Consider the following 17,105-nt stretch of genomic DNA (forward strand, 5'->3'; position numbering starts at 1 on the left):
CCTAAAAACTATAAGCAGCTCCTACAACCACCCTTCCTCTTTCATCCGGTGATTTGAAATAGGAAACTCTGGCTGTAATGAGATTTATACCGTTAAGCCAGATTCCTCCGCCAAAATCATTATGCCATTTTTTTGAATCTTCACCATCGAGCCAAATACGGCCATAATCAAATCCTGCTAAAATTCCGTAGGTCAAAGGAGCAATTGTTTTGCGAATTTTTCCAAGACTTAAACGTAAATCTGTACTTTGCGAGTAAGAAGCATTCCCTAAAAACCTTTCAGTTCTGTATCCGCGTAAATCCTTGTCTCCTCCTAAGGTTACACCCTGATAAAATTCGTAATTATTATTTAAAATCGCTTTTGTTTTAAACAAAGTGGCAAAAACCAATTTGCCATGTGAATCGATTTTATGCACAAAGCTTAAATTACTTTCAATAGTAGGGAAGTTTTGTTTGGAATTATCCAGATTTGCCAGCCAGCTGCCTGCTATCATGAAACCTATCCCTAAAGAAGGTTTCGATTTAAAGTCAGCATTTTTAAAACTATATTTTATGGTCGCTCCGGCAAATTGCTGACCTTCAAAAACGTCAGGACTTACAATTCCCGGGATACCAATATAACGTCCTTCTGTATCCTCAACCTTCATTTTTTCAAAAACAGGCTGAAAACTGACCTCACTTCCGTAACGTCCAACGTGTCTGATAGCAGGAGCCACTCTTAATTTCCGGATACGGACACGATTATAGTCCATTCCTAAATCCTTATCGTCATTCACTGTCTCATTTCCATAACCAAAATAATTAATTGCAAAATTTGGAGAAGTATATTTTGCCTCGACATCAATAACCCAGTTCCCTAACAATCCCGGAAAATGAGACGTATAATCTAATTCAAAACCACCAGTAGCAAAATAATAGAAGCTGTTTAAAACATGCCTTTGAGTGTAGGGATTTTGCTTAAAATTATTAACTGTATAATTAAGATTTATACCCAGTTTCACACCATCATCTGGATTAAAGCCGGCAGTTGGCAAACCTGCAATAACATTGTATTTTGGCTTTTCAAAATTATATAAGTTTACATCGTAATCATCTGTAAGTACTTTTTGTGCTTTTTTATCAAGATTATAAGTATTGTCTTTTGATTTAAAATCATAAATTTTTACTCTTTTTCCATTATCAATTGCATACAAATCATTGTTCTGGCCTCCAATTAAACGAATTAAAATTTTTGAATTGTATTTTCCGGTAACCTCATAAACATCGTCATCATCTAAACCGTAAATCCAAAGATTTTTAGTCGTTTCATCATTATAAACTTTAGTATATTGCAATTCTTCACTGTCTTTTTTAAGACGGTACACTTTTAGTTCAAGGTTATTTTTAGAAATATGACTTATAACAAATTTGTCCTTTTTATCTGTTCCTGCCACCATTACTGTACGTGAAAGAACATCAGAATAAACTGCTGCATATTTCTGAAGTTCTTTTTTTCTGCTCTTTAGTTTTCGCTTTATATCTTCAATAGTTTCGTCCTGAACTTCTTTGGGCAGGTTTTTAAAGGCGTTGTCAATATCAGCATCAGAAAGATGCTCCTGAATATATTTTGCCTGCGCAATCCAGTCATTTTTATTTGCTATCCGTACAAAAGCCAAATCCAACGGATAAGGTTCCCTGTTAAGCCATTTTACATTATCAATTTTATCTTTAAAGCTTCGCATATGCCGTAATGCCGGAATATTCATTAATAAAGAAAGTAAGGCACCGTCAAATTTTGTAAAAGCCTGGTCACGGTCACGCGGAATAGGTCTGTACACGATTTTATCTCCTTCCTTATATTCCCCCCAGCGCCATTGATCCTGATGCCTGTCCCAATCACCGATAAGCATATCAAACAAACGGGCTTTCATGTATTCTTTTTCGTCCACACTATACTTTTCATCCTTATGAAGGTTTTGCATCATATCCTCAGTACTGATAATATCGTTAGGTTTTCCAAAACTACGGGCATCTTTATGATTATCTGCCGCACGTTCTTCGACCATATACAGTGCGTCCCCAAAATTTGAATTAAATTCTTTTAAACCATTTTGCTTCGGAATGTAATACAAAACCGGATTAGAATGCGCCAATCCTAATTTATCAGCCATATTTCCAATTGAAAAAGGTGTGTACGGATGTGCGGTAGTATAAAAATCGAGTAGAAAATCCTCAGCATAAGTATCCTGAAAATCTGTTACCACATATTGATCCTTAAACGCAACAGACTGAAGAAACTGTGTAGCACTCTTTTTTAAGGCTCTCATCACATATTCCCTTTTTTTCGAATCGACCATTCTCAATGATACCGACTGATGTCCTCCACCTTCCCTAACCGGTTTCAAACCTCCTTTGAGTGTGTCCAGAGTTGCAGTTCTCGCTTCTATTGGAAGACTGTAATATTTACGATAATGTTTCCCAAAAAGAAATTTATGCACTAAACTTTTTCTGGTCATCTCTTCAGAGTAAATTGAGGAAGTAATCGTTTTAGGAAAATCATTAGAAGATTTTTTTACCCAGTTAAGTTCTTTCGCTTTTATAATTTCCCGTTCAAAAAGCAGTTTTTCTTTATTATTTTCATTCCCAAAAAAAGCCACTTTTGCATCTCCGCTTTTAAACAAAGTCAAGGTCGCATAACCATTGCCGCCATAAGAGAAATCGTTAGGGTTTATTGCTCTTGCAGCTTCTGATTTAGAGCCGGCACCGCTAATAATCTGATTGATATTCTCATTATTGATAAACTGCAGATTATGATCATGGCCGGAAACCACAATGATATTTTTTTGCCCCTGAACAAGGGCCTTTATTCTTTTAGACAGAATAGTATATTGCTTATTCTGAAGATCCTGCGGGCTAATGCCTGACGTTTTTCGAATTAAATTAATAATAGAACCAATAACAGGAAGCGGAATTTTATTCTCTAAAGGAAACAATTGTTTTTCTAATGAAAATTGCCCGCCATGCGTACCATTACTCATCAAAGGATGATGCATAGCCAGAACAATCGTCTTTTCCTGATTTTTATTCAAAACATTTTCAAGTTCGTCGAAAAAGTCTTCCCTGGTTTTGATGTCACAATTATCATTTATAGTAGGATGATCGTTCCAGTCTTCTAAAAACCACTGGCTGTCGATCGTAACCAAAGAAGTAATACTATCCATTTTTACCTCTTCAATGGGGCAATTTTTTATTGGCAAAAAAGTTTTTTTATCATTTAAATATTTCGTTACAAAATCAGCCTGAAGCTCAAGTCCTTTTGTACCATTATACCAATCGTGGTTTCCCGGAATAAAAATGGTTTTTCCTTTAAAACCTTTAGTGAGTTTGAGCTGATTGGTCAGTTTAGTTTCTGCAAGTTTTACTTCTGTCGTCTTTTTGGTAGAAGGAAAACCTTTAGGATAAATATTATCTCCTAAAAACAATAATGTAGCTCTTTTATTTGATTTTTTTAATTTATTATGCAATAATTCAAGTGTTTGCTGGGCTTTTTCTTCGTCAGCATTTCCTGCATCACCAACTAAATAAAAAGTATGTGCAATTTTTATGGTATCAGTTGCGTTTTCGTTTTCGTTAGCGCTTACATTTTTTCCAAACTGTGCATGACGCGTTGCACATGATGATATTAAACACAAAAGTAAAAATGATACAATTTGGTTTTTAATCCTGACATTAAAATGATTATCCAGAAACAATTTCATAATTTAGTGGTATAAAAATATTCTCTATGAACCTAATAGAACAATCCGAAGATTTTGTTACTAATTTACTCAAAGATAAACTATCTGCTTTATATTCTTACCACAATTTTAATCATACTCAAAGTGTGGTTAATGCAACTAAAGAGCTTTGTGAAAAAGAAAATGTGGATTCTGGTGACAGAGAATTACTTTTAATTGCCGCCTGGTTTCATGATACCGGATATATCAGCGGATATGAAAACCATGAAACTGAAAGTGTAAAAATTGCTTCCGGATTTTTAAAAGAAAGAAATCAATCCGATGAATTCATAAAAAAAGTAGGAGATTTGATTTCGGCTACAGCCAAAGAATACATCCCAAAAAATCACCTTGAAAAGATAATCAAAGACGCTGATTTTATTCATATTATCAGCCCAGAATATGTTAGTACCTGCGAGTTATTGCGCCTTGAATTAAAAAATACTGGCATTGTTGATTTCTCTAATTTGGAATGGGCGACAGAAAACTTCAAATTTTTAATGACAAAACACCGCTTTTATACGGATTATGCTCAAAAAAAATGGCAGCCTTTAAAAGAAAAAAACCTGGTCAGAATTCAGAAAAAAATCAGCAAACAGGAAATAAAAAGTGCTGCTGCGGTTGAAGACGAAAACAAAAAAAAGGAAAAATCAGAAAAAACAGATCGTGGTGTTGACACCTTATTTCGTGTTACATTAGGCAATCACACACGTTTAAGCGGAATTGCAGACAGCAAAGCCAATATTTTATTGTCAGTAAATGCTATTATTATTTCAATTGCACTCTCTTCTATTATTCCAAAATTAGACAGTCCAAAAAATGCCCATTTGGTACTCCCTACCTTTATAATGCTGATATCGAGCGTAATTACCATTATTTTCGCCATTTTATCGACCCGGCCTAAAGTAACTTCAGGCTTTTTCACTCGCGAGGATGTTGAAGCCAAAAAAGTAAATTTAATGTTTTTTGGAAATTTTTATAAAATGCCCTTACACGAATATGACTGGGCAATGAATGAAATGCTGAAAGACCGCGATTATTTATATTCTACAATGATAAAAGATTTATATTATTTAGGTTTGGTTTTGCAGCGAAAATATAATTTACTCCGAATTGCCTATAACTTTTTTATGACTGGAATTATCATTACAGTAATTGCTTTTGTAATCGCATTCAAATCAATTTAAAAGTTCTTATTTCAATTTAAGTTCATCCAATAGGTCCTGATACGTGATTTTTTGAGAAATCTGATTCTCGATATTATTAATAACTTTTACACGAATAGCCCGCAATCCCGAAACACCTTGCAAATCTTCAACTTCAAATTGTTCAACGGCAGGTTCCAGTATTTTTTTGTGTTGCAGATATTTAATATATTTCAAATATTCCGTTTCTTCGCTGTTTTGTGTATATACAATTGTGATTTTTTCTTTTTCTGTGATTCTGTCGTTTGTCCCTTTGATATTTGACTTGTCAATTCGTTTTTTTACCACTTCATAGCGTGCGTTATAGGTTCCATCAACATCAAAACGTTTTTCATCCATCCTAAAACGAATTGAAAGAGGAGAACTAAACACTAAAATCAGTGAAGTTACATCTAATTCGTATGGCAAAGAAGCTTTAAGCTGATGATGCTCTAATTCCATTTCGCATAAAGTCTGCAATTGCCACAAACGTAAATTATGAAGATACATCATATCAAAAGGCTGTGAAGGAGTAATAGAAGTGCCAATATATAAATTATGCTCTACGCCATCCGTTTTAAAACGTTCATAATAATGCGGATAAATTTGCTGTGCTTCAATTTGCTTTTTATCTAAAATAGTGGCCAGTTTTTTATTAATAATAGACATTGCATTATCAAATTTCTTTCTTTCATGATAAAACAAGCCTGATTTTTCATCTAGACTCTCAAAATACAATTTTTCTAATTTTTCGCTTTTGGCAGTGTCTTTTGTATTTTTAAGAATAGGATGAATTTCTTCTTCAATATAATGCTGAACATGTTGCTCCGTATCAGCTTTCAAAGGGAGTTCAAGTTCCTGAAGCATCGACTGTAACTCGAACTTTCGCTGCTCCAACAGCATCAAATTAGCATCAGACTGATTTTCGAAAATTTCCAAAAGAGCATTTAACTGGTTTTTTAAGTCTTTTTTTACTGTATCATTTCGATGTTCAGATGAACCTTTAATATCAATTTGTCCGTATAATGGAAACACATCTTTAAAAACAATTTCTTTAAAAATATAATCTTTAGAATGATTTATGTTTTGAAAATAATTCTGAGACTCTTTTTTAAATTTCCAGTAAACGCTAGGGTGAATCGTAGTATATTCACGCTGAATGATAGCTTCTATCTGATGCTGCATATCAGTATTATAACGATCGATTGTATCTGTTAAGTAAGGCAAAATCAACTCAAGTTTTGTTGCATTTATACTGTTTAACTCTCTTGGATTTTGAGATACGATTTCTAATATCCCTAAAAAATGATCATCTTTAATGATTGGAGCAAAGATACAGCTTCCTATATTCTGCCTAAGCAAATGCTGACCAAGCCTTTCATTTCCAGGTTTCTGAGAAAATTTTTCAGCGTTCGAAATTACAAAAGGTTCCTTTTTTTCTAACAAGTTTTCAAAAGAACATCCAAATAAGGCATTTTTACAATCTACTTCCTGATTGTCCAAAAGCAAAAAACTATGCATTTGGGAATCAAACTTGATTGGTCTGTTGAATTTTTCCTCGTCAGGGCTGTAAATTATAAAACCGAATCTTAAACCCGGGATTTTAAATAACGATATAAAAATCGATTCAATAATTTCAGTTGGCGTAATTGTATCATCCGGTTTTAATAAATTACTTTTTAAGTTGGAAATTGCATTTTCAGTAGTTGCATCAAATAAGGAAACAATTCCAAAACCTTTCAGAATCCAGCTCCCTACCGGAAATTTAGATTTCCAAAGCTCGATATCAGTATAATTATCTATTAATAAATCAATATCATCCTTAGTGAGATGTATTGAATTTTCGGTAGGAATTATTTCAATAAAATCGGCATTATACAAAATACGATAATGCCTGATTACACCTTTTTCATCCGGAATATCATAGAAAAAAGGCTTATTAAAATCTATATTTTGTTTGTAATAACTACTTAAGATCAAACAGCAATTATTAATATAAAATTGATGCTCATCGAAATCACGGATTTCCATATCAAATTCTGAACCGGCATTTTTCAAAATTTTCCTGAATCGCTCCGTATAGTTGAAAGTTAAATTCTGAAATGGAATTGTAACCGCTTTTATTTCGTTATGTGTTAAAGCTATTGGAAACAAATCAGCCAACAGATTTTTTATAAGGCTCTCATTTTTTTGAATAATCCTGTAATCTTCAATACCTGTCCTAAATTCCGGAAAAAGTGCGATTTCATTGAGAATTGCTTTTGCATAGTTTGATCGGTAATCAACATCTGACAAGGCAATTTCTTCAAAAGATTCGATTAGTTTATGAAAGGATATTATAGTTCGGAAAGGGCTTTCTTTAAACAAATGAGTATTCATCTGACATGTAGTTTAGAAATACAAAATTAGCAATTAAGTCTTTCAATATCTTATTTGTTTTATTTATTTTATCTGAACAGATAGTATTCCAAATTTAATTAAAACAAAAAAGTCCTCAAATGAGGACTTTTATATATTTAGCAAATTGCAATTATTTACAATTTAGCAACATGTTTTGTTAATTTAGACTTCAGATTAGAAGCTTTGTTATCGTGAATGATGTTCTTTTTAGCTAATTTATCAATCATAGAGATTACAGTTGATAATTTAGAAGCTGCATCAGACTTGTCAGTAGCTAATCTTAATGCTTTAATTGCATTACGAGTAGTTTTATGTTGGTATCTGTTAAGAACTCTTCTTTTTTCGTTGCTTCTGATTCTTTTTAATGCTGACTTATGATTTGCCATTTTTTTTAATTTAGATGTAATAATTTATTTATACTAGTTAAAAAAGAAAAACCTCCCACAATTGCAAAGCAATCACTTTGGTTTTAACTAATAAAACAAAAACCGAGACACCAATTTTTATTTTATAAAACTTATTCACAACTAATTTTAGTAGTCCGTGGGGGAATCGAACCCCCCTTACCAGGATGAAAACCTGGCGTCCTAACCGATAGACGAACGGACCATTGACATCAAGTTAAATAACTTAAATTGCATAAAAAAAAGTAGTCCGTGGGGGAATCGAACCCCCCTTACCAGGATGAAAACCTGGCGTCCTAACCGATAGACGAACGGACCGTGTTTCTCTAATGCGGATGCAAAAATACAACTATTTTTAAGATGTACAATACCTGATGCGAAAAAAAATATTTTTTTTTAATATGCCTTTGCAAACAACACTCTTTTTGTAGAAGGATTACCAGTAAACACACAGCTTCCCGCCTCTTCTGCATGACTTAAAGGGATACATCGAATTGTAGCTTTTGTCAGGTCTTTTATTTTTTCTTCGGTAGCAGCTGTACCGTCCCAATGAGCTGAAACAAAACCACCTTTACCTTCTAAAACTTCCTTAAATTCCTCAAAGCTGTTTACTTCCGTAATATGTGCATTACGATATTCTAATGCTTTATTAAATAAATCTGCCTGAATCTGTTCCAGAAGTTCATTTATATAATTTATGATTCCTTCGCCAGAAACGGTTTCTTTTGTCAATGTGTCTCGTCTTGCCACCTCAAAAGTTCCGTTTTCTAAATCTTTGGGACCAACTGCAATTCGGACAGGAACACCTTTTAATTCCCATTCAGCAAACTTGAATCCTGGTTTTTGAGTTGTTCTGTTGTCATATTTTACTGAAATTCTCAACTTTTTAAGTTTAGCTGTGAGGTCATTAACTGCTACTGTTATTTCAGCCAACTGTTCGTCTGTTTTATAAATAGGCACAATTACAACTTGTATAGGCGCTAAATTTGGAGGCAAAACCAATCCCTGATCGTCAGAGTGTGTCATAACCAAGGCTCCCATTAAACGAGTTGAAACTCCCCATGAAGTTCCCCAAACGTGTTCTTGTTTTCCTTCAGCATTGGCAAACTTAACATCAAAAGCTTTTGCAAAATTTTGCCCTAAAAAGTGAGAAGTTCCGGCTTGCAATGCTTTTCCGTCCTGCATTAAAGCTTCAATACAATAAGTCTCATCTGCACCAGCGAAACGTTCTGTCTCCGTTTTTATACCTTTTACAACCGGAATCGCCATAAAGTTCTCCACAAAATCAGCATAAACATTCATCATTTTTTCAGATTCCTCTAAAGCTTCTGTTTTTGTAGCGTGTGCGGTATGACCTTCCTGCCACAAAAATTCAGCGGTTCTCAAAAACAAACGTGTACGCATTTCCCAACGAACCACATTGGCCCATTGATTAATCAATAAAGGTAAATCTCTGTATGATTGCACCCAACCTTTATATGTAGACCAGATAATTGCCTCACTTGTTGGCCGAACTATGAGTTCCTCCTCTAATTTAGCATTCGGATCAACCATCAGCTTTCCGGGTTTATCAGGATCGTTTTTTAATCTATAGTGTGTTACGATAGCACATTCTTTTGCAAATCCTTCGGCATTTTTTTCTTCAGCCTCAAACATGCTTTTAGGCACAAATAAAGGGAAGTATGCATTTTGATGTCCGGTTTCTTTAAACATTCTGTCTAATTCAGCCTGCATTTTTTCCCAAATAGCATATCCGTAAGGCTTAATTACCATACATCCTCTAACACCTGAATTTTCTGCTAAATCTGCTTTTACAACCAGTTCATTATACCATTTCGAATAATCTTCTGATCTTGTAGTGAGGTTCTTACTCATATTGAATAGTTTGGCACAAATTTTGTTTTATTTTTTTAACTAAATAGTTTGACAAAACTAACTATTTTTGTAATGTGCAACAATAAAAAACACCACAGATATGAAAACTTCTATATACCTCCGCCAAAACTCAGCTTATTTTTATGCAATTGGATTACTGAGTTTTCTGCTAACATCATGTGGCTCATACCAAAACTCGTCTTATCATGATAACGATGGGATTTATGGCAGTTCATCAGCCACTTATGTACAGCAAACAAATTCTACAAACAATCAATATAAAGATTATTTCAAATCGTTACAAAATGACGGCATGCCGACTGAAATTTTCACAGACGTAGATTCTTATGGAAATTACGCCGAAAATGACAGTACACAGACTGTAGCGACAGCATATCCTTCATGGGGAAGCAGTAATTCTGAAGTCTCTATTAATTACTATTCCGACCCAATGTGGTCAATGGGATTCGGATTTGGATGGGGTTATCCATATTATGGATATGGATGGGGAGGATATGGAGGTTATTGGGGATATCCCGGATACGGATGGGGCTATCCTGGTTACTGGGGACCTGGCTGGGGATATCCGGGCTACTGGGGACCTGGATACGGGTACTATAATAACTATTCTTACAATTATGGAAGAAGAGGATCTGCCGCCTACTATGGAGGAAGAAACTATGCTTCTAACAGAAACTACAGCACTGGTCGAAATTATTCGACTTCAAGAAATTACACTTCTAACAGAACTTACACAACAAACAGAAACTCTGTAAACAGACAAAACAGTTATTCAGATTACAGAAGAAATTCTTCTGCAAATGGAAGAACATACAATTCAAGCCCTAATTTTACGAACCGAAGAAACACAACAACTCAAAGCAACAGCAGTTATTCGGACAGAAGATCAAGCGGTACCACTACAAACAGAACTTACAACAATAGCAGTAACAACTCATCCAGAAGTTATTCAACACCAAGTTCATCATCCTCCCGTTCCTACAACAGCAGCGGTGGCGGTGGAAGTATGAGATCATCTGGTGGTGGCGGTGGAAGATCGTACGGTGGCGGTGGAGGAAGAAGGTAACATGTTCCTTGTTCATCCAGTATAATTACATATATTAAAATTCAACCAAAAATGAAAAAAATATTCATCCTACTTATAACAGGACTAACTGCCAGCATCTCATATTGTCAGGAAATATCGGATGCAATGCGATATGCGCAGGACAATATAACAGGTACTGCCCGTTTTAGATCTATGGGAGGTGCCTTTGGAGCACTTGGAGGTGATTTTTCTGCATTATCTGTAAACCCGGCAGGATCAGCTGTTTTTACAAATAATCAGGTTGGTGTAACTTTTAGTAATCAGAATATTAAAAACAACTCTGATTATTTTGGAACTCAAATGAGCGATAAGGAAAACTCATTTATTTTAAATCAGGCCGGAGCTGTATTTGTTTTTAACGACTATAACCCAAATAGCAACTGGAAAAAAATAGCTATTGGCGCAAATTATGAAAATACTAATAACTTCAACAATAATATTGTTTCCGTAGGCACCAATACCAAAAATTCTATTGATGGCTATTTTTTGGAATACGCCGATGGAATTCCGTTAGGAAACATAAATGGCTTTGACTACAGAGACCTGTTTTATGATGAACAACAAGCTTATTTTGGAGTCAAAGGAAAAGTTATTAGCCCTGTAAGCCCTCTCGACCCTAACAACACCTTGTACACCACGAATGTTCCTGCAGGCGGTACTTCAGAAGACAAGTATTATCAGGAAAACGAAATCTATGCAAGAGGATACAACAGCAAACTAAGTTTTAATATTGCTACATCTTATAAGGACAAACTTTATCTTGGAGCCAATTTAAATGTCCATATCACTGACTACAGAAGAAGCAGTAGTTTTTATGAAGACAATGACAAACCATTGGAGTCAAGAGAAACCATTTCTCAATTGCGTTTTAACAACGAATTATACACCTATGGAAACGGATTTTCTTTTCAATTAGGAGCAATTGCAAAAGTAACAGAAGCACTTCGACTTGGATTGGCTTACGAATCAAATACCTGGTACAGCCTTTATGATGAAATCTCACAAAGTTTATACACAACCAGACAAGCAGAAGGAGGACCGGAACTTTATGAAGACAAAAATCCGGGCATTATCAATGTTTATGACCCTTACGACTTACAAACTCCGGGAAAATTCACTTTTAGCGGTGCTTATATATTTGGAAAATCAGGTTTAATCAGTGTTGACTATTCTATTAAAGATTATGGGAATACTAAATTCAAACCTACAAGTGATTCAGGATTCAGACAATTAAACAGCAACATGAACAACCAGTTTACAACAAACGGTGAATTACGTGTTGGAGCAGAATTCAAAATCAAAAGATTAAGCTTACGCGGAGGATATCGCTTTGAAGGAAGCCCTTATAAGAACGGGACAACAATTGGTGATTTAAACAGCTATTCCGGCGGTTTAGGTTATAATTTTGGTTCAACCAAAGTTGACCTCGCCTATTCTTTTACCGAAAGAGAATCTAATCAGGGGTTTTTCAATGTTGGATTAACTGATACCGCCAATATTAAGTCAAAACTCAATAATGTTTCTTTGACCTTATTATTTGAATTGTAATTAAAATCAAAATAGATGATTGAAGATTTCCGTCTGGTCTTTACTGGGCGGATTTTTTTTTAGCCCTGATGGGAGTGGCATCCTTTTGTGGCGGGGTTCGCCACAAAAGATAGAACGGACAGCAGGATTAGCTACATAAATTAGACCTAAATAAAACCTAAACAAGCGGTGTTTGAATAAAAAAGTGTAATTTTGCACTCCAATTTATAAAAGTATGAGAACCAAGTCTTTAAAAAAGAACAAAATTAACGTAATCACTCTTGGGTGTTCGAAAAATGTATATGACAGTGAAGTATTAATGGGCCAGCTTCGTGCAAATGGTAAAGAAGTACAACATGAAGCTCCTGAAAAAGAAGAAGGAAACATTATCGTAATCAACACTTGTGGTTTTATTGACAATGCAAAAGCAGAATCGGTAAATATGATTTTGGAATATGCTGATAAAAAAGACAAAGGTTTGGTTGACAAGGTTTTTGTAACAGGATGTTTATCTGAACGCTACAGACCGGATTTAGAAAAAGAAATTCCGAATGTAGATCAGTATTTTGGGACAACTGAATTACCTCAGCTTTTAAAAGCTTTAGGTGCCGATTATAAACATGAATTATTAGGAGAGCGCTTAACGACTACTCCAAAAAATTATGCCTACTTAAAAATTGCCGAAGGCTGCGACAGACCCTGCAGTTTCTGTGCCATTCCGTTAATGCGTGGTGCTCACGTTTCTCAGCCAATTGAAAAATTGGTAAAAGAAGCGCAAGGTTTAGCCAAAAATGGCGTTAAAGAATTAATACTGATTGCTCAGGATTTAACTTATTACGGCCTTGACCTTTATAAAAAAAGAAATCTTGCAGAACTTTTAGAAGCATTGGCAGCAGTTGAAGGAATTGAATGGATTCGTCTGCATTATGCCTATCCTACCGGTTTTCCTATGGATGTCTTGGAACTAATGAAACGCGAACCTAAAATTTGCAATTATATTGACATTCCGTTACAGCATATTTCTGACAATATTTTAAAATCAATGCGTCGTGGTACCACTCAGGCTAAAACGACTCAGTTACTGAAAGATTTCCGCGCTGCAGTTCCGGGAATGGCGATCAGAACTACTTTGATTGTAGGTTATCCGGGAGAAACTCAGGAAGATTTTGAAATTCTGAAAGATTTTGTTCAGGAAATGAAATTTGACAGAATGGGCTGTTTTGCGTATTCTCATGAAGAAAACACACATGCATATTTATTGGAAGATGATGTCCCTGCTGATGTAAAACAAGCCAGAGCCAATGAAATTATGGAATTGCAGTCGCAGATTTCATGGGATTTGAATCAGGAAAAAATAGGTCAGGTTTACAAATGTATCATTGACAGAAAAGAAGGTGCTCATTTTGTTGGAAGAACAGAATTTGACAGTCCGGATGTGGATAATGAAGTTTTAATAGACGCATCAAAACATTATGTAAAAACTGGTGAATTTGTTAATATAAGGATAATAGAAGCAACAGAATTTGATTTATACGGAGAACCTGCTTAAATTTACGATAACCAATCATCAATTTTAAAAATTATGAAAACCATTCACTCTATTTTTCTTTTAGTGTTCGCTTTATTTAGCTATAATTCTGTTTCAGCACAATACGGAAACGGATATAATAATGGTTATGGTAACGGATATGGCAGAGGCGGCGGAATGGGCATGGACAGAAGCATGATGCAGGGACCACAAAGCAGCCCAAGCAAGCCAAAAGAAGTTCCTGTTGAGGAAACAGCTGCAAAAATTGTTGAGCAGATGAAGCCCGAAGTAAATCTTGATGAATTACAGGTTATCGCCATTACAAATGTTCTGGCAGACAGTATGAGGGAGCAAGGTGTTCTTTTGAAAAACGAAAGCAGCAGCCAGGATCAGAAAATCGAACAAATAAATGCATTAAGAGAAGTCACTACAAAAAAAATAACAGCTTTTTTAAATCCGGGTCAGGTGGAAAAATATACTGCTTTTATGGCTAATTTTAAGGAAATAAAAAAGACAAAATCTAAAAAAAAGAAAGATAAAAAAGAAGTTAAAGAAGATACTGAAGAAACAAAACCTGCAGAATAATATCTCTACTTAACCTTAAATGTAATTAAAACATGTTAAAGAAACATTTTTATTATCTGATTTCAGCTATTATTATCACTTCCTGCGGGACAAAAAACCCATATAAAACTACTGAGAAAGTTTACGATCAGCAGCTTAAAAACTTTGAAAATCAAATTACAAGTAAAGAAGTTCAGCCAATACCACCTGTAGTTCCGCCTGTGGTTATTGATACTACCTACGCTTCACAATTAGGCATCGTCAAGGATACGCTTTCTAAAACAGGATCTACCTCTTTATTAAACGGAATTACCACTGAATGGATAGGAACTGTCAATTTCAATTTAAGAAAACCAAGTTTTATTATCATCCATCATACCGCTCAGGATTCGCTGCAGCAAACCGTAAGCACATTTACAAAAACCAGAACTCAGGTTAGTGCCCACTACATTATTTCTGAAAACGGAAAAGTTGTCCAGATGCTTAATGACTATTTAAGAGCCTGGCATGCCGGTGCATCCAGCTGGGGAAAAAACACCGATTTAAATTCCTCATCAATAGGTATCGAGCTAGACAATAACGGATTCAAACCTTTCACAGAAGCTCAGATCAGCAGCTTGGTTGCCCTTTTGACAAAATTGAAAAAAGACTATAATATCCCTACACAAAATATATTAGGTCATGCTGATATTGCTCCAGGCAGAAAGCAAGACCCAAGTGCTTTATTTCCATGGAAAACATTAGCTGAGAAAGGTTTTGGAATATGGCCTGATGAAGTTCTGGAAGAAGCTCCATTTGATTTTAAAATAGAACCTGCATTGCGAATTATTGGTTACAATACCAAAAATCTTTCGGCAGCGATTCAGGCTTTTAAATTGCATTATATTCAAACCGACACCAGTTCTGTTTTAGACCGCAAAACAATTGACACTATTTATTCGATTTATAAGAAGCAGGTTCAATAAAAACCTATTCTCAAAATAATAAAAATGCATTTCTTGATAAATTAAGAAATGCGTTTTTTTATTTTATTTTTTATTTGTTAAATTTCTTAAGGACTATTTCCTGTAAAATTCATTTCAAATTTGAACGATATTCCGATAGTAATGGTTTGAATATTTTATGATAAACAACCAACTTTATTTTAACTTCTTTGTTATTACTATTCATTAAAATAAAATGTATTACAACAGAAAGGGCTTCAACTCCGCTCAGCCTGACATCCCTTATATTATAACTTTCTCAACAATACGAACATACATAAAGCTACATTAAATTGACCTACTTTAAAACCTGAGGGTAGTTCAAAATTTTTTCTCTTTGACTTAATACTAAATTATTGTCCTTGTAAAAGCAATACAAAATCAGTTAGTAACAATAAAAAAGCTGCCAAAAATTTAATAATTTTTGACAGCTTCCAAAAAAAAAAAAAAAAATATCAGTCTTTATCTCTATAAAGAGTGTATGTTGTAATTGGTTCTTAGAATCCGTAAACCAAAGCTAAAAGTACCTGAGAAGCAGATTTAGCAGGCATTAAATCAGAATCTACAAACATAACTTCATCTGAATTAGAATCAAGTCTAAACTCTGGAATAATAGTCAAACCATTTATTTTATAATTTCCTGACAAAGTAAAAGCAGTAACACCTGTATCTCCAGAACCTTCTTTGAATTTAAAATATTCACCACGTAATCCTAAACCAAAAGAATCACTGATTGCAACAGATGGATATAAAGCTGCTCCTGTATAACCAACATCGCCTTCATTTGAAAAATCAGCAGCGTTTAAGCCTAACTTGAATTTATCAGTTAATTGGAAAGTTGCAGTCAGGTCAAAAATAGTACCGCTTACAGAGCCATCCATAAAATTCAAATAAGCACTCGCTTTATCAGTTACGTAAGACAATTGACCTCCTACAGCATTTAATCCATAGCTTGGATTAGCTTTATATGTATTCCAAGAGTCATTAAATAACCCTACCATTGCTCCAAATTTCTCAGTTATGGCATAATTCGCTTTAATACCTGCATTTTGGAATGGTCCGTAAGAGAACAAATAAGAAGTAGAGTAGTGAAAGTTAGCCACAGGAGAGATTACCTCATACCCAATAAATGTACCCATATAACCCGCAGTCATACTAAATTTATCAGTAAACGCGTAGCTTGCATACAAGTTTTGGATGTGGAATGAATTGTCCACATTTGAACTACTTCCATCGCCATTTGGTATTGATTGGTATTGACCTCTTGGTCCAAAAGAAATTTCACCTACGAAAGAAATGTTTTTGATTTTTTTCTTCAAAGCAATATCTAACATTCCTAAAGAAACAGAATTCTGATCTGTTGCGAAACTTGTTGGGATATTAGGAACTTTAGCAAAATCATATTTGTAATATATATCCCCGGAACCCGTAATTTCTAAAGGAGTAGTTTCCGGAGTTTCATCTTGTGCAAAGGCAACACTTGTAGTTAAGGCTAATGATAAAATACATAATAATTTTTTCATGTGTAATTTGGTTTTAGTTATTAATTGATTCTGGTTAGTTAATTTTTTATCTCTATTACATAATACGATTGCACTTTATGAACTTCAAATCTGTCTAAATCATCATCATTTTCTTCAGCGAATTTATTAACTTTTGTATGAGTAGAACAATCGAAATCTATTTTTTTACCATTTCAAATATAATCGCAAAAATGAAATGTACACAAATTTAAAATGAAATGTACATTTTTACAGACAAATATAACAAAAGCCAAT

General features: G+C 34.5%; 11 protein-coding genes and 2 tRNA genes. 6 read left to right on the forward strand and 7 right to left on the reverse strand.

What is annotated here, in order from left to right; translation table 11 throughout:
- Position 1: 1 nt before the first annotated feature.
- The gene (locus GXM17_RS10990) at positions 2-3,736 is read right to left on the reverse strand and encodes a metallophosphoesterase (protein WP_163399383.1); all 3,735 of its coding nucleotides are present in this window, start codon (positions 3,734-3,736) and stop codon (positions 2-4) included.
- 26 nt (positions 3,737-3,762) lie between these two features.
- Here GXM17_RS10990 and GXM17_RS10995 point away from each other — a divergent pair, with 26 nt between their 5' ends.
- On the forward strand, positions 3,763-4,941 hold the full coding sequence (locus GXM17_RS10995) for a Pycsar system effector family protein (protein ID WP_163399384.1): 1,179 nt from the start codon (positions 3,763-3,765) through the stop codon (positions 4,939-4,941).
- A 6-nt stretch (positions 4,942-4,947) separates the two neighbouring features.
- Here GXM17_RS10995 and GXM17_RS11000 read toward each other — a convergent pair whose 3' ends face one another.
- From GXM17_RS11000 to proS, 5 genes are all read right to left on the reverse strand, one after another.
- On the reverse strand, positions 4,948-7,317 hold the full coding sequence (locus GXM17_RS11000) for a GAF domain-containing protein (RefSeq protein WP_163399385.1): 2,370 nt from the start codon (positions 7,315-7,317) through the stop codon (positions 4,948-4,950).
- Positions 7,318-7,472: 155 nt separating this feature from the next.
- Positions 7,473-7,724, reverse strand: a complete 252-nt coding sequence (gene rpsT / locus GXM17_RS11005) for a 30S ribosomal protein S20 (RefSeq protein WP_041517133.1) — start codon at positions 7,722-7,724, stop codon at positions 7,473-7,475.
- Positions 7,725-7,875: 151 nt separating this feature from the next.
- A tRNA-Glu gene (locus GXM17_RS11010) sits at positions 7,876-7,947 on the reverse strand.
- A gap of 41 nt (positions 7,948-7,988) precedes the next feature.
- Positions 7,989-8,060: transfer RNA gene (locus GXM17_RS11015), tRNA-Glu, on the reverse strand.
- Between the two features lie 78 nt (positions 8,061-8,138).
- Positions 8,139-9,617, reverse strand: coding sequence for a proline--tRNA ligase (gene proS, locus GXM17_RS11020; protein WP_163399386.1), 1,479 nt, complete (start codon positions 9,615-9,617; stop codon positions 8,139-8,141).
- Between the two features lie 100 nt (positions 9,618-9,717).
- Here proS and GXM17_RS11025 point away from each other — a divergent pair, with 100 nt between their 5' ends.
- From GXM17_RS11025 to GXM17_RS11045, 5 genes are all read left to right on the forward strand, one after another.
- A complete protein-coding gene (locus tag GXM17_RS11025) occupies positions 9,718-10,704 on the forward strand; it encodes a hypothetical protein (RefSeq protein ID WP_163399387.1) in 987 nt (328 codons plus the stop codon).
- Between the two features lie 51 nt (positions 10,705-10,755).
- Positions 10,756-12,273: an OmpP1/FadL family transporter gene (locus tag GXM17_RS11030; protein ID WP_163399388.1), complete on the forward strand. Its 1,518-nt coding sequence runs from the start codon at positions 10,756-10,758 to the stop codon at positions 12,271-12,273.
- A 214-nt stretch (positions 12,274-12,487) separates the two neighbouring features.
- A complete protein-coding gene (gene rimO / locus GXM17_RS11035; RefSeq protein ID WP_163399389.1) occupies positions 12,488-13,801 on the forward strand; it encodes a 30S ribosomal protein S12 methylthiotransferase RimO in 1,314 nt (437 codons plus the stop codon).
- A gap of 33 nt (positions 13,802-13,834) precedes the next feature.
- Positions 13,835-14,365: a hypothetical protein gene (locus GXM17_RS11040; RefSeq protein ID WP_163399390.1), complete on the forward strand. Its 531-nt coding sequence runs from the start codon at positions 13,835-13,837 to the stop codon at positions 14,363-14,365.
- A 32-nt stretch (positions 14,366-14,397) separates the two neighbouring features.
- Positions 14,398-15,309, forward strand: a complete 912-nt coding sequence (locus GXM17_RS11045; protein ID WP_163399391.1) for an N-acetylmuramoyl-L-alanine amidase — start codon at positions 14,398-14,400, stop codon at positions 15,307-15,309.
- 515 nt (positions 15,310-15,824) lie between these two features.
- On the opposite strand, the gene GXM17_RS11050 is transcribed toward GXM17_RS11045, so the two are convergent.
- Positions 15,825-16,850: an outer membrane beta-barrel protein gene (locus tag GXM17_RS11050; protein WP_163399392.1), complete on the reverse strand. Its 1,026-nt coding sequence runs from the start codon at positions 16,848-16,850 to the stop codon at positions 15,825-15,827.
- Positions 16,851-17,105 lie beyond the last annotated feature (255 nt).

It is taken from the genome of Flavobacterium fluviatile (genome assembly GCF_010645065.1).
Taxonomy (GTDB): Bacteria; Bacteroidota; Bacteroidia; order Flavobacteriales; family Flavobacteriaceae; genus Flavobacterium; species Flavobacterium fluviatile.